Raw genomic sequence first — 18,493 nt, forward strand, 5'->3', positions numbered from 1 at the left:
ACAGAGAAGGACCTCGACCGGGAGATGACGCTCGTGCTCAGAACGACCGACCACCACGTAGAGCCGCTCCCCGTCCTGCCCGCCGGAAGCGATCCGCTGCTGCAACTCCAGTACGAGACGCAGCCACCCAACGGACCCGGCGCGACGCGCTGCCTCAGCCACCCGCCGGAGTTGTCCCTGCGTGGGATCCCTGTGATGTGCTCGACCTGCCGGGCCCGGCGCGACTGGTTGCTCATCAACCACGGCCGCAACGTCTGGGTCCGCTGCCGCTGCGGCAACCAGTGGCTCGAGCCCGAGATCAGCCGCCCCGACTTCGACGCCATGATCGCCATCCCGGATGGGACGACGTACCCCAGCGTCGAACAGGGCCTGATCGCACTCGGTTTCGACGGCGCCTTCGCCGGCACCTACTTGGAGTAGGGCAGTGCAGCGCCGGTCTATTCATGAGTGGCGCGCGTTGTTTACGTAGCATGTGGTCGGCCCCCTGGAAGTATCCGATGAAGCCGACCGGCGCGGTGAAAGGGCAGCAACCTAGAGCTCATTGGTGCACAGGCGGAGCCGCCCGATAAGCAGGGGTATGAGGACTCAGTGGTCCCTCAGGGAGTGTCGCCGGGGTTGTCTGCCAGGGCGTTGCGAAGCCACTCGCGAGCCGTGTGGGCGGCGTCCTGGACGCCCGCCTCCTCAAAGGCGTCGATTGCCTCGCGGAAGCAGTCCACCGCCTGCGCGCGCCCGTTCAGCTGATGATGGGTGAGCCCGAGGTTTATCAGGGTCTCGCCCTCTCGGAACCGGTCTCCTTGGGCACGCTGAACCTCCAGGGCCTCCTCGTACAGTGCAAAGGCCTCGTCGAACTGCGCCAGTTCGGCGCACGTGTTCGCAAGGTTCTTTAGGCAGTGCCCCTCCAGCACGAGATCCCGGAACTCCCGGGCGACGGCCAGGCCCTTACGGAAGGCCGCTGCGGCTTCCTCGTACCGGCGCAGTTCGAAATACACGGAACCGAGAGTGTTCAGCGTACCGCCCTCGCCTGCCCGGTCGCCGAACTCACCGCAGATGGCGAGATCCCGCTCCAGGTGCTCCAGGGCACGCTCCGGGGTGTCGTTCCTGAGGAATAGGGAGGCGATGTTGTGGTGCATCATCCCTTCGCCCTGCTTGTTGCCCTCCTTGCGGAACACGGCCATGGCCAGCTGCATGGTGGAAAGCGCTTCTTGCAAGTTCCCCAGCTCCATCAGCGCTCCGGCAATGGAGTTGAGCACGGATGCCTCGCTGGGGTGTCCGCCGAGTTCCTCGATGAGTCCGATGGCTCGTGAAAGGAAGGAGAGGGCTCGCTCCGGCTGATGGGCAGTCCCGTACAGGACTCCGATGTTGCCCAGCACCTCCACGTCGAGTCGCGGATCCGCGATCCTGCCTGCGGCCTTCTCCGCCGTATCGAAGATATCGCGCCAGTCCATATGGGCCCGCTGCTCGAAACAGCCGACCATGTTCATGGCCAGGGACACGGACAACCGGTCGAACCCAGCACGGTACGCGGTGGCGACGGCCGCCATGAGGGTGCGGTGTTCGGCGTCGAACCAGTCCCACGCCTCGCCGCTTGATGCGAAGCGTTCGCTCTCCGGGAAACCAGCCCTCCATCGGATGCGCCGATCGGCCTCCCGCGAGCTCTGCTGTAGATGGAGCAAGATCCGCTCTAGGCTTTCCCTCCCCTCCTCACCATGCTGCGGCTCCTCCGCCTTCTCCTGCGCATAGAGCCGGATGAGGTCGTGCATCATCCAGCGGTCGGGAACCTGGCCGTCAAGGAGGTGGGCCCCCACGAGCCGACGTACGATCTGCCGGGTCTCAAGGGGAGTGGCACTGAGTAGGACACCAGCCGTCTCCATTGAGAAGTCGGCTCCCGGTGCCAGGGCGAGCAGCCGGAAGGCGCGGACATCCGCCGGTGCGAGCCGTCGGTAGGAGAGGTCGAAGGCGGCCCGTACGGCCATGGGGTTGCCCAGGGTGTCGACGTCTTCGTAGGCGAGACCATCGAGTCGGCTGCGGGTGTCCGCCAGCTCCTCGACGACGCCGACCAGCGGACGGTGAGGCTCCGTCTTCAGAATGGCGGCGACGATCTGGACGGCGAGCGGCAATCCACCACAGAGGTCGCCGATGCGCTCAGCGTGCTCGGGTGCATCGGCGATCCGGGAGTCCTCCGGGCGGGCGATGCGCAGGGTCTGGTCGAGGATCTGTGCCGAGCTCGACCGGGACAGTTCACTCAGATCGATGTGGCGACCCGGTACGGACGCCAGGATGTGCCGGGACGTGACGACGATCCGGTGGTGCGGACGGGCCGGAACGAGCGGCAGGATCTGACCTGCGGACGAGACGTTGTCCAGGACGACCAGCAGCGGTCGCCCGTGACCGGCCAGTTGGTCCGCCCGGGCCCGCCACAGTGCCAGGATGTCGTCGCTGTCGGGCGGGATGTCCCCCTCTACCGTGCCGAGATGTCTGAGCAGGAGCGTGGCCGCGTTTACGGGCCCGAGGTCGGCGCCGTCCCCGCTGTAGCCGCGCATGTCGACGAAGAACGTCCCGCCGGTGAACCAACCGAGATCCCTGGCGCGATGGGCTGCCTCGACGGCCAGCGTGGTCTTCCCTACGCCCCCCATGCCGGACACGAGGGTGACCACGGAGGACGGGAACGCCGTGTCCTGAGGCGCGAGCCGGGCGAGCAGGTTGTCCAGCGAGTCGTCACGGCCGACGAAGGTCACCGGGCGGGGCGGCACCCGGTCCACGATGGACGCGGTCTGCGGCATTTCGTGCCGATCGCTCCCGGTCGAGCCGGCCGCCGTACGCGGTCTGCCACCGCGGCGGACACTCCGTTCCTCGCGAGCAGTCTTGAGGAGGGCCGCCCAGGCGCCCTCGGGCCGCGTGGGATGTCCGCTCTTCGCTGCCAACCGGTTCAAGTACGCGACGAGCACGAGGAAGTACCTCTCCTTCGTGCCAGGCCCCGGCACGTGCCCCGCGTTCAGCCAGGCACTGAGCGTGGAGTCCGAGATCCGGAGCGGGGGGACCTGGTCCAGGCCGAGCCGGACGAGCCGACTCAGGGTTGGTTCACCCGCCGCCTCGTAAAGACTGCGCAGCTCAGCGCCGAACCGGTCGACCACCCCGCCCAAGGTTGTTCCCCCACCTGTCTTCCTGATTCATCGTGCGCCGGAATACTCGCATCTCCTGCCCCCACCAGCTTACTTGTGCCTTCCGGGCGCCGCCGGAGATCGATGGAAACCCTCTGGAAGGCGGAGATCTGGGGTGCGCCGGACGAACCACGGCCGGCATCCGACAGGAGGCACCCATGACGAAGAAGTCCGCTCCGAAGCGCCACCCGGCGGGCGACGGCGGGTCCATCGGGAAGGCGGTCCCGAACACCTCGCGCACCCGCTGGGCGCGGCTCGCTCGCACCTTGATTGAGGGCGTCTGTAAGGTCATCTGGGCGGCGGTCGCCCGCTCCGCGATCGAGACGCTGTGGTCATGGCTCTCCCCGTGACAGCGCGGCGGACCCTCTGGCGAGCCGAGCGCCGCAACCCTGGCAAGATCCGGAAGACACGACCAAAGCGGATGCGGTGAAGCGCGCCGCTGCTCACCCGCCGGTCGGCCTCGTAGAAGGTTCGGACGCCGAGAAAGATCAGCACTTGGCTTCGCCGTAGTCGCTTATCTCGCTCAGTCGCGGTTGCTGTGTTTGCGCAGCTCGCCCCGGAAGTCGCAGCCAGGGCACTCGTCCTCGCCCTGGACGTGGCCCTCGTACCAGCCGTGAACGGCTGCGTGGAGGATCGCCTCCTCCACCGAGGCTTCACCGCTGCGGACCGATGCGATGGCGTTGCCGACGACCACCCGAAGCACGGCGTTGTCGGGCGAAGGGAACGGCGGGGACGGCATCGGCGAGTCGGTCGTCATGGCCGCAGCCTATGGGCGGACCCGACCGCCAGTCAGCCGGATGCGGTGCTGTCGTGCTGAGTGGTGCCGTGCAGGTCGCTGCGGAATCCCCGGCCGACGGGCTGCCAGCCCTGGAAGGTGGCCGGCCTCCATCGCGGCCGGTCCGGCACGCTGGTGTCGTCGGGCTCGGGCAGGCTGCCCCGACTCTTGCGGCTACGGGCTGCTCGGACACTGATGCCCAGGTGAGCGGCGACCTCCGGGTACCCCCAGAGCTGCTGGTCGTCGGCCAACGTGTCCTCCTCGTTCATCGGTGATGAGGGTACGCAACGCGCCGGTGGGCGTACGGCAAGGCCGCCCCTGCCTGGTCGGCGTGGGGCGGCCTTCTGCGGTTGCGGTCAGACCTAGGCGAGGCGATTGGAGAGGTTGAGGGCGGCGGTGGCCACTGCGAGGGCGGCGCACAGGCCGTGTACCTCATGGATGGTCGGGCGGACCAGGTACGGCCAGTCGTCGGGGGCGGCGGGCCAGGAGGCGAGATGGACCTCGGTGTTGGCCAACCCGAGGTGGGCGGTGACGTCCCAGCCCGACAGGGAGGCGGGCTCCAGCGGAGGCGGATGCGGCCGAGAGGGAGTCGGGGGGCGTCGGCCGGGAGCCAGGAGACATCGAGCGGTCCGTTGGGAAGGGCGGAGACGCGGTGGACGAGTGCGCCGCGCACTCCGGACGGCATGGGCTGCAGAGCGAGGCCTTGCAGCGGGCGGGCGGCGAAAGGGTGGGGTCGCGGTGAGATGGGAACCTCCTGCCGGGACGAGAGAGCCGGGGTCAGGACCAGGCGAGGGCATCGCGGACCGCTCGCGGGAGGTAGTCCTCCTGACCGTCGTCGGCGATGAACGCGACGCCATCGCGCACGACGACGTCGGTGGCGAGGTAGTGGGTGAAGGGCCAGTCGGGGTTGACGGCGAGGCGGATTGGCAGGTCGGGGTCGAGGTTCTGAAGCTGGTGGAGCAGGTGGCCGACGGTCAGGTTGTGGGGCACGGGAACCTCCGAGCGTGAGATGGGTGGGTGAAGCGGTGCCGGAGGTGGAGCGTCAGTGGGCGTCGAGGCGGAGCAGGTCGCGCAAGACCTTCGGGCCGGTCGGGTTCGGCTTGGGGTGGCTCGCGAGGTGCCGCCTGCGGCACTCGTTGACGTAGCCCTTGCCGGGGTTCTTCATCTGCCAGTCGCCGCACGAGCAGGTGGCCTGGGTGTAGGCGCGGCCGGTGCAGCCGGAGTGAAGCGGCTTGCCGGAGCTGGTGTGCTTGTGCTCGGCTGGGCAGTCGGTGCCGTCGGCGTGATGGTTGGTCAGCGGTGCGCGGTGCTGCAACGGGTCTCTCCTGGTGGGGGCTTGCTTGCGGGGGTCAGGGGGTGCGGAGTTGTCGCCTCTCGGCGTGCCGTTGGGCGCGGTGGCGCAGGACCTTCGCTTTCGATCCGGTGGTGAAGGGGTAGAGGTAGCAAGTGCAGCCTCTCCGGGCGTAGCGGCAGGCCCGGCGGAAGTTGGGGCGGGCGGCGCTGAGCATGCGCGCCACGATGACTCCTTCGCGACTACTGAACGGTACGAGGAAGGGCCGCGACGAGCGCGGTGAGGAAACCGGCCACGGCCTCGGAAGGAGTGTCGGGACCGAACTCCTGGACCCAGGACGTGGCGTCGGCGGGGATGACCCGGACTTGCCAGACGACGCCGCGCTTCCAGGCGGCGGTGTCCTCGGGGAGCCAGCCGACGTAGACGCGTCCGTCCGGGCTGGTGCAGTGCACGTTGGCCTCCGGGGTGTCGACGATCGCCCAGCCGAGTGCGCCGAGTAGTTCGAGCACTGGACCCGCGCAATGGTCGCTGGAGAGCCAGGCGCGTTCCTCCACGGCGGGGCGGACGACAGCGGGCAGGAGGGTGCTGGAGGCGTTCATGGGTGGACGATCCCTTCGTTGACCTGCGGTTTTGCCGACCTCCGTACGTTGACATGCCGTGTGCCGAAGTACGTAGTCGTTTCCGGGAAGGTGGTGTCTGCCCTGGGCGAACTGGCCGCCGAGGGTGAGAGACCGGTGGGCCGGGGAATGGATCGGCGCGGCCGGTTGTAGTAGCCGGGTTACGGCGTCGGGCCGTACGGAGCCGGAGGGGGGAACAGGGGCGGCGGAGTCGAGCAGGCACTGGGACGGTGCCGGGCTGGAGCGCAAGATCCGTAGCGCCGGGCGGCCGTGGACGGTGGGCGACATCGCGATGGTGGCCGACGGCCAATGGACCGTGGGCACTCAGGCCGAGGGGCAGCGTGACGGGGAAGCCGTGGTGGAGCACCGGATCGCGGACGGGCAGCGGGTCGAGCTGACGGTGCAGGAGTTGGCCCGCGCGGTGGGCTCCTGGTACGGGGACGCCCACCGCGGCGAAGACGCGGACTGACCGATTACCGTCGGGGCCCAGTCACGGCCACCACCGGGCCGGCAGCGGCCGACGGAGCGGGCTGGTCGGGTTAGTTGGCCCAGGGCGCGCGGTGCGTGCGCGGAGCGGGCGACAGCGGCCTGGGCCAGGCGCAGCGCCGGTGCTCGGTCCGCGGTCACGGAGGTTTCGCGGGCCTCGATAACGTGGCTGATCGCCTGCAGGGCCGTGCGGCTCTCGGCTTGCGCGACCCGCAGGGCCACCGCCGAGCTGGTGATCCGGTCCAGGTCGTAGAAGGCTGGCACATGGTTGGACCGGGTAAGGGCGTGCAGACGGTCCTGGTGGACGGCGACCGCGTTGTTCGAGACGACGAGGTTCGATCGGATATGCATCGCCGAGCGCAGGAGCGGGTCCTCGACGGGGCGGCGGACCGCGAGGGTTTCCAGCGCGTCGATGGGGCGGCCCCAGGCTTTCTCGATCATCGCGTCGGCCTGGTTGAGGGCAGTGGCGTCGGACACGGGTGGCTCCGGAGGGTGAGAAGGGGAACGGTGGTCAGCGGCTGTGCCCCGGGCGCGGTATCTGCGGAGCCGACGGCGGGTGCGGTCCCGGGATGAACGGCCGTGCGCCGACAGGCGAAGGCGCCACGGTGGAACACGAGTTGGCAGCCTGGGTACGACGGACATCCAGAGGAGTCGGCACCGGGGGCTTGACCGGGGTCGCCGTTGCCTGCGGGGGAAGGCGGCGCAAGTCGTCGCCGTAGCGGATGACCGGTGCCGGATCAGTGAGCGCGGTGTTCATCGCGGCCACCAGGGCCTCCGGGGTGAAGGACGAGGCGGTCGCGTATCACTGGTTTCCAGGCGGTCCGGCCAGCATGAGCCACCGCTCTTGGTGGCCCGTCATCTCGGCGGTGTGGTCGAGGCGGGTCCGGCGGAGGTGGACCTCGGCCAGGCCGTCCGGAGAGTGGAAGGAGATGTCTGCCGCGCCGTAGCGGTGGCTCCAGCCAGCTGCCGCCAGCGGTGTGCCGACGTCGCGCGCCGCCAGGTTGCTGTTGCCGTAGTAGAGGTAGGAGTCGGGGCCCTCGGTGTAGGCGGCGGCGAGCGCGGTGGTGAATCCGGCGACGATCTCGGTCGGGGTGCTTTCCTGGAAGGTGACCAGCCAGCGGGGCATCGCGAAGGGGTCGGAGTACGCCGTGATTTTCCACAGCGCATCGTCCTCGCCTTCGGGCAGGTACCCCAGGCGGATGGTCTGCTCGGGTGCGTTGACGTACACATTGCCCATCTCGTCGTGATTCAGCTTCCAGCCCACGTCGAGGAGAGGCTGGAGGGCAGGATCGCCGGTGAAGGTCGATCCGGCCAGGTATCGCGGGGTGACGTGGTACTCGCGCCACCGCTCGTCGTTCAGGTCGTACAGCACGGCTTCTCCAAGGGCGTGGTCAGCGGCGGGGCGAGGGGCCAGGCGCGGGCATGCCGACGGTGGCTGAGGCAACGCGTGGAGTCGCTCCGGCCTGCGAGGTGTTGGGTGTGCGGGCGAGCGCGGCCGACTGGCGCGGGTTGGCGCTCGCGTGGGTGGGCGTGACGGTGACGTACGGCAGATTCCGTTCGGGGATGCCCGACAGTGGACGCTCGACGGGCTCGGTGCTGCTGAGCGCGAGCACGGCCTCGTGCACCAGGTAGAGCGGGGTGGCGCTGGTGAAGTCGGCGTGCCAGCGATCGCCGTTGACGTGGTCCACGCAGCCGTACATGGTCCACTGCGTCGGCCCTTCGCCCTCCAACTCCATGGAGTCGTCGAGGTGGCCCTTGCGCAGAGCGAAATAGGCGTGCCCGTCCGGGGAGCGCTGGTAGAGGTACATGGCGGTGTCGTCGGTCTTCCACTCGCGGTCTGCCAACGCCCCGGCGGGGCTGCTGGGTTGGTGGTGGGGGCCGCCGTGCAGGAAGTCGCGATGGTTGCTGGGCAGGCCCTCGGTGAGCGCGGTGGTGAAAGCGGAAGTGATCTCTGCTGGGGTGTTCCTGCTGAAGGTGGCCCACCAGAGAGGTGTGCCGAGTGGCTCGCGGTACTGGATGGCCTTCCATCCGCCGTACCGGCTCTTGGGCAGGTAGGCGACCTGCGCGTCCTGGCGCGGGCTGGTGAACATCAGGCCGGTGGCGGTGGTCGCCTTGCCCCAGCCCCGGGCGTCGCACAGAGCGTCGTAGACGGCGGCGGTGTCGCCTCGCCCGGCGAGATAGACGGGACGGACCAGCAGATCGGTGTCGGGCGCGAGGTCGCCCGGAGGAGAGGTCGCAATCACGGAGCGGCTCCTGGAGGAGGTGGGGAACGGGCCCGCGCGCGGCCGGAAGCGGACTGCTCGGGAGCGCGCGGGCACGGGGCGGCGGTGACGTGGATCAGTGAGGATCGCGATCGGCGCGGAGACGCTGGAGTACCGTGCCGAGGCGGCGGTTGCTGACGTGGATGCCGCGGGCGCGCAGGCCTTGCCGCAGGGCTTCGCGGTTGAGCCGGGGCAGACGGGCGGCGACCTGGCGGGCTACGGCTATAAGGTCCTCATCACCCGGCGCGGGGCCGGATCGCCGGGCGGCCGAAGGCCGACGGGCCGGCAGGCTGGTCCAGGAGGAGACGGACGTCCAGCAGGTCCCAGACCGCCTCGGCTTCCGACTGCTCCCGGCGTTCGAGGTCCACGACCTCGGCCGCGTACCGCAGCACGAGGTCGTCGAGGGTGTGTTCGCCGGAGCGGCAGCGCTGCCAGGCAGCGTCGAGATTGCGGCGGGCGGCACGGGCATGGGCGTTCGTCTCGGCCAGACCACCGAGCCGCCGCAGCACGATCGGCAGAACGGGATCGCCCGAGCCGCCGTGCGCGCCGTCGCGCCGGAGGTCCTCCAGCGGGCGGCCGTACCGGTGCTCGACCAAGTGGCGGGTGTAGATCGCGGTGGACATAGGGGACGTCCTTTCCGGGGGGAGAATCAGCGGGAAGGGGAAGGCTTGGTGGCAGCGCCTGTAGCGGGTGCTGCAACTGAATCGGCGACGACACCGGAGATCGCCGCAGTGTTGCTGCGGTTGAGGGCGGCGGATACGCGCGGCGTGGCCGTACGTGCATCTCGAAGGGCGGCCTCGCCCTGCGGCGTGAGCGAGAGGAGCTGTCCGGGCCGGTACAGTCCCTCGCTGGTGTCCTGGTCCAATAGCCCGTCGGCGACCAGCCGTCGGACGGTTTCGGGCCAGACCTCCGGGTTGGGGCGTTGGCCCCGTCCGTCGGAGAGATAGATGTAGCCGTAGGCCCCGCTCTGGTGAAATCGAAGCCCGCCCGCCTCTACGGCTTCAAGGGCTCCGAGCTGGCGATCACCCGCGACGGCCCAGTCATCGTCCGGCCCCGGCGCCTGCTCCGGGGCCGGGCCCAGGCCCTGGAGCGGTGCCTTCGAGGCCGGCTCGGCGTCGGACTCGGGCAGAAGACGGTGGTACCTGGACACGGCCCGGGTCAGTTGCTCGTAAGCCGCACCCCGGCGGGGGACGAGCAGCTCGATCTGCGGACCCGTGGTGCCGAGGATGCCGTACCAGCCGCGCATGCCGGCGTGATCGCCCCGTCCGACGGGCTCAAGAAGTTCGATCGCGGACTGGGCGGCGCGGGTCAACCGGCCGTGCAGCTCGTCGACATCGCGGGCGGCCTCGGCGACCATCCTGCCGACGAGGTAAAGCGGGTCGCGGGGCGGATGGTCGTCGCTCAGAGCCCAGGGGTCCTCGACGCCGAACTCCTCGGCGACCAGGTGCGCGCCGGGCCGTTTCGTCATGTCATGGGGGTTCATTCGGCAGCGTCCATCCGGGCGAGCAGGGAGCGCACCAGGGTGGGCAGGCTGTCGGGGCCCTCGCCGATGCAGACGTGATCGGTTACCTCGCCGAGGACGTACGCGGCGTCTTCGAGCAGGCCGCTGGAGATCTCCATGCAGGCGTCGGTGATCCGGGAGGCGGCGAGCAGGGACCGGGAGAGCACCTCGACGTAGTCGCCGGGGCTGAGGTCGGCAGCCTCGGCGGCTGTGCGGATGGCGGCCAACTCCAGCGCGCTGAAGGCGAAGTCGAACGCGTCGTCCTGGTCCGTTGGCGATGGCGCGACGAGGGCCGGGGCCGGCGGCTCGGCGGGGAGGCCGACGCGCGTGCAGATCTGGTCCACGGAGGCGGTCAGCTCGGCGAGGGACTCGGTGAGCCAGCCGAGCGCGGAAGCGTAGGACGCCAGGGTGAACAGACCGGCGGGGGTGGAAGGCAGCGGCTCCTCGACGACGAACTCTTCGAGCCGGTCGTTCAGTTCGCGGACCACCCGGGGGCCGGCGGAGAGCGCGCCGAGGACGGGATGCAGGTAGGAGCGGCCGGCGGAGGTGGGGTACTCGGTCGTGAGGACCTCCGAGACGCTCCGCGCGGCGTCGGTGAGCAGCCCGGCCAGTTCGGTGCGGTCGAGGGACGCACGGTCGGCGGTCATCGCATGGAGGCCTTTCGGGAGGCGGCCGGGGCGGCGGGGCTGGCTGCCGCCGGTGCGGTGGCCGGGATGGATGCGGTCGGGTCGATCGCGTGGGGGGATCGGGACCGGGCCGCCTGGACTCGGGCCTCGGCCGCCGCGTCGGTGCCCTCCTGCCGGTTGAGGCCGATGCGGTTGGTGCGGAGCTGGGCCGTGCGGTAGACCGCGTAGTCCTCCCGGGCACCGGCCGCTACGAGGTAGATCTCGCGCTTGTGGGTCGAGGTGGGCGGGGCCGGGCGGAACTGGATGACCATCCGGTAGGAGACGGCCGGGTCGACGTAGACCTTGTGGAAGCCCGCGAGGCGGCCGGTCAGCGGCAGGCAGTCGTCGCTGCCGTGGACCAGATTCTGCAGTTCAAGCAGCGCCAGGTCGCGGATCTCGTCGGGGAGTTGACCCAGGTCCGCGATGGCGTCCGGGTGGGCGGCGAAGGCGAAGCGGGCGCGGCTCACATCGGCCTCTGAGGGGTCGGGCGCTGGGCCGTTCCCGCCGACGGCGCGATGCTCGTGTCGAGGCCGGCTTTCGGGATCGCGGAGGCACCCGCTAACCGGGTGAGGGCGGCGAGGGTCAGCCGGGCGGCGGCCTCACCGCGGTAGTCCGGCGGCTGCGGCAGCGGACTGCCGCGGTGCTCCAGCCAGTGGCGGGCGGCGGCCTCGTCGGCGAAGGCGCCCTCGCGCATCGTGTATGTGTGGGCGTCGGGGTTCCCCTCTTCGAGGAAGACGCGAATCGGTGCCTGGGCGGCGCTGGAGTCACGGGTCAACGTCCACGTCTCGCACGGGGCGAAGTCCGAGGTCCGGCTGTCGAGGACCTTGTAACGAGAGCCCGACTCCCGGATCTGCCGCTCGACCCAGAGGGTGAGATCGTCGGCGGGCTTCAGAAAGTCCCCCTTGGCCTGGGCGATCCGCTCGGGCGGGCAGCCATGCTCGATCAGCCAGTTCTGGGCGAACGGCAGGCTGGCGTGGTTCGCGGTCTCGAAGGTGAACGTGCGCTTGCGTAGGTCCCGCGTGATCTTGATGGCAACGAGCGCCGGATCACCGGGAACGCCCCAGGTCATCGACCTGTCGTGGGCGACGAGGTAGCTGTGCGTCCCCTCCGGGGTGGTGTGGTGCTCGGCCAGCACGGTCAGGTCTCCGGCCCAGATGCTGCTCTCGGCCAGTTCGGAGGCGGCGTCGGCAGGCTCGAAGTCGGCGAGGCGGAAGTCGGGTTCGGCGATCACCGGGTGGCTCCCGTCAGCTCGAGTGCCGGGGTGGCCAGCACGCGGTGGTTGGGCCGGGTCGGGCTCGTCGTGCATGCGGCGAAGGGGCCGTCGGGGGCACGGAGATGAACCAGGGCCTGGTCGAGGTGGTCGCGGTGCCACGTCGAGGGACCGGACAGGCCGGCCTCGGCGTCGGTGAGCTGCTGCCACGCGAGCCAGAGCGCGTGCAGCCGGGCAACGGCCTCGGGGTGTTCGTGCCACTGGTCGCACCACGGTCGGGTGGTGCTGATCTCCCGTCCGTAGACGGGCAGGAACAGGTAGTTCACCCAGTCACTGAGCGCGGCCAGCTCGACGGCGTACGCCTCGCCGCCCAGTGCGAGGATGAACACCGAGGCCGGGGCGGCTGCCTTGTCGGCGTCGGCGGCGGCTGCGGTGGAGGTGCCCGCGGTGGGCTGAGGGGTGGGGACGGGCTCGGAGCCGAGGCGGTCGAGGATGACGCCGTGCTGGCGTACCTCCGCCATGGTCTTGGCGAGGGTGCTCGCGAGATCGTCGAGGTCGCCGTCGGGGACGCGGAACGGCTCGGGCTCGGGGGTGGCCTTGCTGGGGTCGGACATGGCGGATCCAAGGGAGTGAGCGAGCAGGGCGGGGGCGAGGTGCGGCGCGCTCTTCTGGAGGTCACGGCGGTGCTCCCTTCGCAGGTCGGCATGGGCAGGAGGATGCGGAGATTCCGCGATTTGGCGCGGCCGGGGAAACCGGGTAATGGGGCGCTACGGCGCGGTGCAGCGGGGATAGCTCGGGAAGGGAGGTGCCAGCAACTGCATGGCTCGGGTAGCCTGTTGGGGAACCACGCCGTTGCCGAGCGCGGTGAGCTGAGCCGGTCGGCCGAGTCCCGGAGTGGCGGTCACCCAGCCGGGGGCCAGGCCCTGCATCCACTCCACGAAGTCGGAGCGCAGGCGTCCGGCGGCGTCGGTGGGCGGCGGCGCGGGGCGGGTGACGTTCTCCCATCGGGCGATGGCGGAGGCGTACGCTCCCCATCGCCCGTCGGTCCCTCCGCCCACAGCGGCAGGACCACCGCCGACAGGGGCGGGCGCCAGCCCTTGCCCGGACGGCGGCCCGGGGTACCGGTGTCGCTCGCCCCCGGGGTGGGCAGCAGCGACGCTGCCGCGCTCGACAGCGTCATGTCCCCGTTGCCATGCCGCTGGTTCGGCGAGCCCTTGATCCCGTCCGACGCCTTCGGTGTGGGCAGCAGCCACTCCACCTCGTCGGCCAGGTTCGGGCCGTGGCCGCCGCTCTTCCTCTTCGAGGGATGCTGGGAGCTGCCGTTCTTGCCGATGTTGCTCGTCGGGGTCTTGAGCAGGGTGCTCGGCGGGCCAGGCGACGGAAGGTGCGCTCGCGACGATGGGGGGCTCCGACGTCGGAGGCACGAAGCACGAGCCACCTCGCGTCGTACCGGAGATCGGCCAGGGATCCGAGTACGGCACCAAGTGCCCGCACAGGAGGCTGGGTTGGGTCGTCTCCCAGACACCACGGACAGAATTCCACGTCGCCAGGGGAACCGGCGGGCGAGGTGAGGAGACCTCGGACATTCTCGATCACCACCAAGCAGGGGCGGAGGGCCTCGACCGCACGGGCGACGTGCAGCCACAGCCCCGAGCGGGTGTGGGGGTTGAGTCCGGCGCGGCGGCCGGCGACGGAGACGTCTTGGACAGGGGAAACGACTCTGCTGCTCAATTCGGCTGAGCAGCAGAGTCATGCCGGGAAGGCCGCAACGGTCACCGCGTTGTCGCAGGTCATGGTCCGCGTGTCGGAGTTGCCCCGGAATTGGGCAGCAGAGGTACGTCCAGCAGCTCGGGCGTCCGTAGAGGATCGAGGAGGTTGAAGGGATGTAACCGAGTGTCAAGCTCAGGGCAGCCAGCCGGTGGAAGTCCGGTCCGGGGAGACGCCAGGGTCCCCGGTAGCTGAGTCCCGGCGCCGATTGAGAGGCCGGCGTCGAAGTGGAGTGACAAGCGCCCTTCGGGGGCGTGCAACCGGCCGGTCCGCAGCATGAAGCGAAGCCTGCAGCGTCGTGACTTAATCCCGCCCGAGGGCGGCCAAGGAGGTGCCGAGCCCGTCTCTGTTGGGCGAAGGCCATGGAAGGCGTCCGGGAACCTGGAGCGGGCGCCGAGGAACCTCCCGGCGTAAGGGGCGTGGAACGGTTGGAGGGTTGTCCTGGGAACTGGAGAGATCCTCCTCGGCCCCGGGGGTTTGCGGCCCGGGAAGCGTGGCTCGCCTATAACCGGCGGAACCGGGAAGTGGCGGGCTGCCGAGAGGAAGTCGGAGGGGGCAGTAGTAGTGCCGATCGGCGGGACAACACAACCCGCCGGGAGCGAAGGGCCCCTGCTTCATCGATGCGTGACACGAACAAGGAGGTGCCCGGATGAGTGCCGTACCGGCTAGTTCCATCCGCCGGGAGGAAGGCGTCGCACGACCGGACAGCCGGCCTCTGGACAAGGTCCGAGCCTTGCAGTGGACGCTCTACCGCTGTGCCGAGCAAGAACCCGAACGACGGTTTCATGCCCTGTATGGCCACGTCCACCGTATGGACGTCTTGTGGCGGGCCTGGTCTGTCGTGTGTACGAACCGGGGTGCCCCCGGCGTGGATGGTGTGTCCGTCGACGCGGTGGCCGATGCCGGGGTGGAAGAGTTCCTCCAGGACCTGGCCGAGCGGCTGCGGACGCATACGTATTGTCCGTCAGCCCTGCGGCGGGTCATGATCCCCAAGCCGGGGCGGCCGGGGGAGTCTCGGCCGCTTTCGATCCCCACCGTGGCAGATCGGGTGGTGATGACGGCTGCGAAACTGGTGCTTGAGCCGGTGCTTGAAGCCGACTTCACCGAGGCGAGCTATGGGTTCCGGCCCAGGAGGTCCGCGATCGACGCGTGCGAGGCTGTGCGCATCGGCGTGAACCAGGGGCGGGAGTGGGTGTTCGAGGCCGGCATCCGGGACTGCTTCGGGACGATCGGGCACGATGCCCTGACCGCTCAGCTTGAGCGGCGGGTGGCGGACCGGTCGATGTTGAAGCTGATCCGGGTGTGGCTACGGATGGGAGTACTGGAGGGTGGGGTGACGTCCATGACCGGGGCGGGAACCCCACAGGGTTCACCGATTTCCCCTTTGCTCGCCAATATCGCCCTGCACGTTCTCGACGAGGCGTGGCAGGAACGCGGCGGGCGGCTGGGGAGGCTGGTGCGCTACTGCGATGACTTCGTGGTCCTGTCGCCGACCAGGCAGCGGGCCGACCAGGCGCGTGAGCTGGCGGCGGAGGTGCTGGGCGAGCTCGGGATGCGGTTGCATCCGGAGAAGTCCGGCATCGTCTGTCTCACCCGGGGCGGACAGGGCTTTGAGTTCCTCGGCTTCCACCACCGCAAGGTGGAGTCGTGGAAGTGGCGCGGCAAGTTCTACTTGCAACGCTGGCCATCGGCACGGGCATTGGGGGTGCTGCGGGACAAGATCCGCGCGGCGACCTCCCGGTCCCGGACCGAGCGGTCGGTGGCTGCCGTGGTGGCCGATCTCAACCCCGTCCTGCGGGGCTGGACCGGGTACTTCCGAAACGGGCATTCCAGTCGGAAGTTCAACGCGGTGGACCGCTACGTCCACGAGCGGCTGGCGATCTTCGCCAGCCGCAAACACGGCATGAAGGGCCGCAACTGGGCCACCCGCTACAACGGGGACTGGCTGACGCGGCTCGGGGTCTTCCGCCTCAGCGGGAACGTGCACTGGGTCAGAGCGCATGCCAGCCGGTGAACGATGTCGGAAAGCCGTGTGCGGGAGAACCGCATGCACGGATTGATGTGGCGGGGGCTGGAAACGGAGCGTCATACGCCACCGCGCCAGTCCCCGACCCTACTCGGAAACCGGCCGTCAGGACGCACACCCGAGGCACATCGGCCCAGTCGACGGCGGTGATGTCCCGCAGATTGGGCACGCCGGGCCAGCGCCGGGCCAGGATGCGCGCGGCGTCGGGGTTGATCTCGGCGTGCCAGGCCAAGGTGCCGCCGAGCGCGGTCTGGACCCCGAGGTCCAGACCGCCGTAACCCGAGCAGATCGAGCCGATCAACGGCGTTCGCGCGGTGGTGGGTTCCATGTCACCGGCCCAGCTTGTTGCTACACAGACCGTGTCCCCCGCAGGTCGTGTCGCATTACTTGGGGCCTGGCCGCCGTATCTGCTACGCCGCTATGGCGGGCGGCGCGTCTCTTTCAGCACGAGACATGGTGACGTAAGTCACGTCCTGGCGTGGTTCAGCTCAGGTCCTCAAGAACCTGGGACAGTGGCACTCTCCAGGTGGCCCATTCTTCCAGGTGGCGCGAGCCGATGAGGGCGATGCCCTGGGAGCGGGCGAATTCCTTCGCTGGTGCGGAGTAGTAGCCGTTGGTGATGGTGACGACCACATCGGCAGGGCTCCGTCAAGTTCCCCGGATGCGCGGGTGGTTGACGATCAGGGCTGGTAGAGGCGGGTAGCAGTGCAGGCACGGGGGTTCGTGATCATTGTGGTGACTAAGCCAGATGATCACGAGGATGTCCCGTGCCTGCCGTTGCATCTTCCCCTATCCCTGCCGTGCTGGAGAAGCTGGGTCCGCTGGATGCGGACCGGATCGCTGACCTGCGCCCCTACCTCGCGTCGGTGCCCGATCCGCGTTCACGCCGGGGCCGCTGGTACTCACTGGTGTCGGTCCTGCTGGTGTGTGCCTGCGCGGCCGTGTCCGGCGCGAAGAGCCTGGAGGAGATCGCCGAGTTCACCGAGCGGGCCACGAACACCCTGCTGGCAACCCTCGGGATCCGCCGTCACCTGCTCGGCTGGCGGCGCGGCCCGAAACCGGTCACCATCGGACGCGTCCTCATGGCGCTCGACGGCGACGCCTTGGACCAGGCCGTGGGCGCCTACCTCGCTGACCAGCACCGCAAGTCCGCGTGCGTGGATACGCCGACTGTCCGACGGCGGCGGGTCATCGCCGTGGACGGCAAGGCGCTGAGGGGCTCGGCCCGCCTCGATGCGCCGCGCCGGCACCTGCTCGCGGCGGTCACGCACCACCCCGTCGCCACACTCGCACAGGTCGAGGTCGGCGCGAAGACCAACGAGACGCGGCATTTCAAGCCCCTGCTGGCACCGCTCCACCTCGCTGACGCCGTGGTCACCTTCGATGCCCTGCACTCGGTGAAGGCCAACATCGCCTGGCTGGTCGAGACGAAGAAGGCCCACTACATCGCGGTCATCAAGACCAACCAGCCCACTGCGTACGCCCAGCTCGCCGCCCTGCCCCGGGCATCGATCACCGTCCAGCACACCGCCTCCCGCGCCGCCCACGGACGGCGCGAGTCCCGGTCGATCAAGACCTGTTCCATCGCCGACAGCCTCGGCGGGATCGCCTTCCCGCACGCCCGCCTTGCCATCCGCGTCCACCGCCGCCGCAAGCCCACCGGCAAGCCCGAGAGCCGCGAGAGCGTCTACGCCGTCACCAGCCTGGATATCCACCAGACCAGCCCCGCCGACCTCGCCGCCGCCATTCGCGGGCACTGGGGAATCGAAAATTCCTCCCACTACATCCGAGATGTCACCTTCGCCGAGGACGCCTCGACCGTCCACGCCGGCAACGCGCCCCGCGCCATGGCCACCTTCCGCAACCTCGCCATCGGCACCCTGAAGCTCCTCGGAGCCGACAACATCGCCAAGACCACCCGCGCCATCCGGCACGAACCCGAACGAGCACTCGCCATCCTGGGCATTACCAACAACCCCGGCACTCACGGAACTTGATCAAGCCCTGCCACATCGGCGAAGTGGACTTGTCGGGCCGGGCCGTTGAGCCGTTGAAGGGCAGGCGATCCGACCGTTGCGTTGCTGCGGGTGTGCTTGCACTGGATGACGACCCGGGTCTTGCCGTCCGGCTACAGTAGGTGAGCCCATTGAGTGGCATAGCGAATCCGCGCAGAGAGGGGCAGTGGGGAATGGGTGTGGTGGAGAGCTGGTCTCGTGTAATGAATCTCCTCCGGGAGCATGCTCCGGCCGATCACGCGGACCTGCCCGGCCCGGCCCCGGAGCGGATACTCGCGGCCGCCGAGGAGCGCATGGGTGTCTCATTGCCTCAGGAACTGCGGGCGTGGCTGCTGCAGAACAACCTGGATCTTCCCGAGGACGATGTGGACGACGACGTCGCCTGCTGCGGTTACGCCGGGTTCCCGGACGAGGGGAGCTTCTTTCTGGGCATCCGGGCGATGGAGAAGCTCTACGCGAATCACCCCTTGTCCGGTGGGGGCGAATGGCGCGAGGAGTGGATCCCGTTCCAGTCGGATCGGGACGGCTGGATGGGACAGTTCATCGACGCGAGGGACGGACGTATCGGCAGATGGTTCGTGGGTGCGCCCACGGTCACCGGCGAGTACGCGTCACTGGCTGACTACTTCGACTCCGTGGCGGAGATGCTGACGAGGATCGGCGCGGGGGACTATCCGGTCTGTTCCGTTGCCGAAGGGCGACTTGTCTGGTCGTGAGGCTG

The 18,493-nt window shown here is 69.4% G+C and carries 26 protein-coding genes; 5 read left to right on the forward strand and 21 right to left on the reverse strand.

Annotation, left to right across the window (positions count from 1 at the left end; all coding sequences use genetic code 11):
• The first annotated feature begins 24 nt into the window (after nucleotides 1-24).
• Nucleotides 25-420, forward strand: coding sequence for a hypothetical protein (locus tag O7595_RS24010; RefSeq protein ID WP_269730683.1), 396 nt, complete (start codon nucleotides 25-27; stop codon nucleotides 418-420).
• Nucleotides 421-596: 176 nt separating this feature from the next.
• Here O7595_RS24010 and O7595_RS24015 read toward each other — a convergent pair whose 3' ends face one another.
• Nucleotides 597-3,131, reverse strand: coding sequence for an ATP-binding protein (locus O7595_RS24015; protein ID WP_269730684.1), 2,535 nt, complete (start codon nucleotides 3,129-3,131; stop codon nucleotides 597-599).
• Between the two features lie 185 nt (nucleotides 3,132-3,316).
• Here O7595_RS24015 and O7595_RS24020 point away from each other — a divergent pair, with 185 nt between their 5' ends.
• A complete protein-coding gene (locus O7595_RS24020) occupies nucleotides 3,317-3,508 on the forward strand; it encodes a hypothetical protein (RefSeq protein ID WP_269730685.1) in 192 nt (63 codons plus the stop codon).
• 173 nt (nucleotides 3,509-3,681) lie between these two features.
• Here the strand turns inward: O7595_RS24020 and O7595_RS24025 are convergent, their stop codons facing one another.
• The 18 genes from O7595_RS24025 to O7595_RS33950 form a co-directional block, all read right to left on the reverse strand.
• The gene (locus O7595_RS24025) at nucleotides 3,682-3,915 is read right to left on the reverse strand and encodes a hypothetical protein (RefSeq protein ID WP_269730686.1); all 234 of its coding nucleotides are present in this window, start codon (nucleotides 3,913-3,915) and stop codon (nucleotides 3,682-3,684) included.
• A 32-nt stretch (nucleotides 3,916-3,947) separates the two neighbouring features.
• Nucleotides 3,948-4,202, reverse strand: coding sequence for a MarR family transcriptional regulator (locus O7595_RS24030; RefSeq protein ID WP_269730687.1), 255 nt, complete (start codon nucleotides 4,200-4,202; stop codon nucleotides 3,948-3,950).
• Between the two features lie 93 nt (nucleotides 4,203-4,295).
• Nucleotides 4,296-4,448, reverse strand: coding sequence for a hypothetical protein (locus O7595_RS24035; RefSeq protein WP_269730688.1), 153 nt, complete (start codon nucleotides 4,446-4,448; stop codon nucleotides 4,296-4,298).
• A gap of 262 nt (nucleotides 4,449-4,710) precedes the next feature.
• The gene (locus O7595_RS24040; RefSeq protein ID WP_269730689.1) at nucleotides 4,711-4,923 is read right to left on the reverse strand and encodes a hypothetical protein; all 213 of its coding nucleotides are present in this window, start codon (nucleotides 4,921-4,923) and stop codon (nucleotides 4,711-4,713) included.
• Between the two features lie 52 nt (nucleotides 4,924-4,975).
• Complete coding sequence (locus tag O7595_RS24045) at nucleotides 4,976-5,248, reverse strand: hypothetical protein (RefSeq protein ID WP_269730690.1); 273 nt, start codon at nucleotides 5,246-5,248, stop codon at nucleotides 4,976-4,978.
• A gap of 34 nt (nucleotides 5,249-5,282) precedes the next feature.
• A complete protein-coding gene (locus tag O7595_RS24050) occupies nucleotides 5,283-5,450 on the reverse strand; it encodes a hypothetical protein (protein ID WP_269730691.1) in 168 nt (55 codons plus the stop codon).
• Between the two features lie 16 nt (nucleotides 5,451-5,466).
• Complete coding sequence (locus O7595_RS24055; protein ID WP_269730692.1) at nucleotides 5,467-5,823, reverse strand: DUF317 domain-containing protein; 357 nt, start codon at nucleotides 5,821-5,823, stop codon at nucleotides 5,467-5,469.
• A 342-nt stretch (nucleotides 5,824-6,165) separates the two neighbouring features.
• Nucleotides 6,166-6,804 (reverse strand): hypothetical protein, encoded by a 639-nt coding sequence (locus O7595_RS24060; RefSeq protein ID WP_269730693.1) that lies wholly within the window; start codon nucleotides 6,802-6,804, stop codon nucleotides 6,166-6,168.
• A gap of 325 nt (nucleotides 6,805-7,129) precedes the next feature.
• Complete coding sequence (locus O7595_RS24065; RefSeq protein WP_269730694.1) at nucleotides 7,130-7,699, reverse strand: DUF317 domain-containing protein; 570 nt, start codon at nucleotides 7,697-7,699, stop codon at nucleotides 7,130-7,132.
• Between the two features lie 19 nt (nucleotides 7,700-7,718).
• A complete protein-coding gene (locus tag O7595_RS24070) occupies nucleotides 7,719-8,570 on the reverse strand; it encodes a DUF317 domain-containing protein (protein ID WP_269730695.1) in 852 nt (283 codons plus the stop codon).
• A gap of 254 nt (nucleotides 8,571-8,824) precedes the next feature.
• Nucleotides 8,825-9,211: a hypothetical protein gene (locus tag O7595_RS24075; RefSeq protein WP_269730696.1), complete on the reverse strand. Its 387-nt coding sequence runs from the start codon at nucleotides 9,209-9,211 to the stop codon at nucleotides 8,825-8,827.
• Nucleotides 9,212-9,237: 26 nt separating this feature from the next.
• Nucleotides 9,238-10,056, reverse strand: a complete 819-nt coding sequence (locus O7595_RS24080) for a large ATP-binding protein (RefSeq protein ID WP_269730697.1) — start codon at nucleotides 10,054-10,056, stop codon at nucleotides 9,238-9,240.
• An 11-nt stretch (nucleotides 10,057-10,067) separates the two neighbouring features.
• The gene (locus tag O7595_RS24085) at nucleotides 10,068-10,736 is read right to left on the reverse strand and encodes a hypothetical protein (protein ID WP_269730698.1); all 669 of its coding nucleotides are present in this window, start codon (nucleotides 10,734-10,736) and stop codon (nucleotides 10,068-10,070) included.
• Nucleotides 10,733-11,221: a hypothetical protein gene (locus O7595_RS24090; RefSeq protein ID WP_269730699.1), complete on the reverse strand. Its 489-nt coding sequence runs from the start codon at nucleotides 11,219-11,221 to the stop codon at nucleotides 10,733-10,735. The genes O7595_RS24085 and O7595_RS24090 overlap by 4 nt, the downstream gene beginning before the upstream one ends.
• Nucleotides 11,218-11,985 carry a glycosyl hydrolase gene (locus O7595_RS24095; protein WP_269730700.1) on the reverse strand — a complete coding sequence of 256 codons (768 nt, stop codon included), beginning with the start codon at nucleotides 11,983-11,985 and terminating at the stop codon, nucleotides 11,218-11,220. Before O7595_RS24095 ends, O7595_RS24090 begins: the two co-directional genes overlap by 4 nt.
• Nucleotides 11,982-12,578 (reverse strand): DUF4913 domain-containing protein, encoded by a 597-nt coding sequence (locus O7595_RS24100; RefSeq protein ID WP_269730701.1) that lies wholly within the window; start codon nucleotides 12,576-12,578, stop codon nucleotides 11,982-11,984. Before O7595_RS24100 ends, O7595_RS24095 begins: the two co-directional genes overlap by 4 nt.
• Nucleotides 12,579-12,731: 153 nt before the next feature.
• The gene (locus O7595_RS24105; RefSeq protein ID WP_269730702.1) at nucleotides 12,732-13,022 is read right to left on the reverse strand and encodes a hypothetical protein; all 291 of its coding nucleotides are present in this window, start codon (nucleotides 13,020-13,022) and stop codon (nucleotides 12,732-12,734) included.
• 118 nt (nucleotides 13,023-13,140) lie between these two features.
• Nucleotides 13,141-13,695: a DNA cytosine methyltransferase gene (locus O7595_RS33950; protein WP_443071713.1), complete on the reverse strand. Its 555-nt coding sequence runs from the start codon at nucleotides 13,693-13,695 to the stop codon at nucleotides 13,141-13,143.
• Nucleotides 13,696-14,542: 847 nt separating this feature from the next.
• Between O7595_RS33950 and ltrA the strand changes: the two genes are divergently transcribed.
• Complete coding sequence (gene ltrA, locus O7595_RS24110; RefSeq protein ID WP_269732607.1) at nucleotides 14,543-15,745, forward strand: group II intron reverse transcriptase/maturase; 1,203 nt, start codon at nucleotides 14,543-14,545, stop codon at nucleotides 15,743-15,745.
• Here ltrA and O7595_RS24115 read toward each other — a convergent pair.
• Entirely contained in the window at nucleotides 15,723-16,085 is a 363-nt protein-coding gene (locus tag O7595_RS24115) for a DNA cytosine methyltransferase (RefSeq protein ID WP_269730703.1), read from the reverse strand. The two genes, ltrA and O7595_RS24115, sit on opposite strands and share 23 nt — an antisense overlap.
• Before the next feature lie 155 nt (nucleotides 16,086-16,240).
• Nucleotides 16,241-16,390, reverse strand: coding sequence for a hypothetical protein (locus O7595_RS24120; RefSeq protein ID WP_269730704.1), 150 nt, complete (start codon nucleotides 16,388-16,390; stop codon nucleotides 16,241-16,243).
• A 167-nt stretch (nucleotides 16,391-16,557) separates the two neighbouring features.
• Between O7595_RS24120 and O7595_RS24125 the strand changes: the two genes are divergently transcribed.
• Complete coding sequence (locus O7595_RS24125) at nucleotides 16,558-17,754, forward strand: ISAs1 family transposase (protein WP_269730705.1); 1,197 nt, start codon at nucleotides 16,558-16,560, stop codon at nucleotides 17,752-17,754.
• Between the two features lie 221 nt (nucleotides 17,755-17,975).
• On the forward strand, nucleotides 17,976-18,488 hold the full coding sequence (locus O7595_RS24135) for an SMI1/KNR4 family protein (protein ID WP_269730706.1): 513 nt from the start codon (nucleotides 17,976-17,978) through the stop codon (nucleotides 18,486-18,488).
• The last annotated feature ends 5 nt before the right edge of the window (nucleotides 18,489-18,493 follow it).

This window comes from Streptomyces sp. WMMC940 (assembly GCF_027460265.1).
GTDB lineage: Bacteria > Actinomycetota > Actinomycetes > Streptomycetales > Streptomycetaceae > Streptomyces.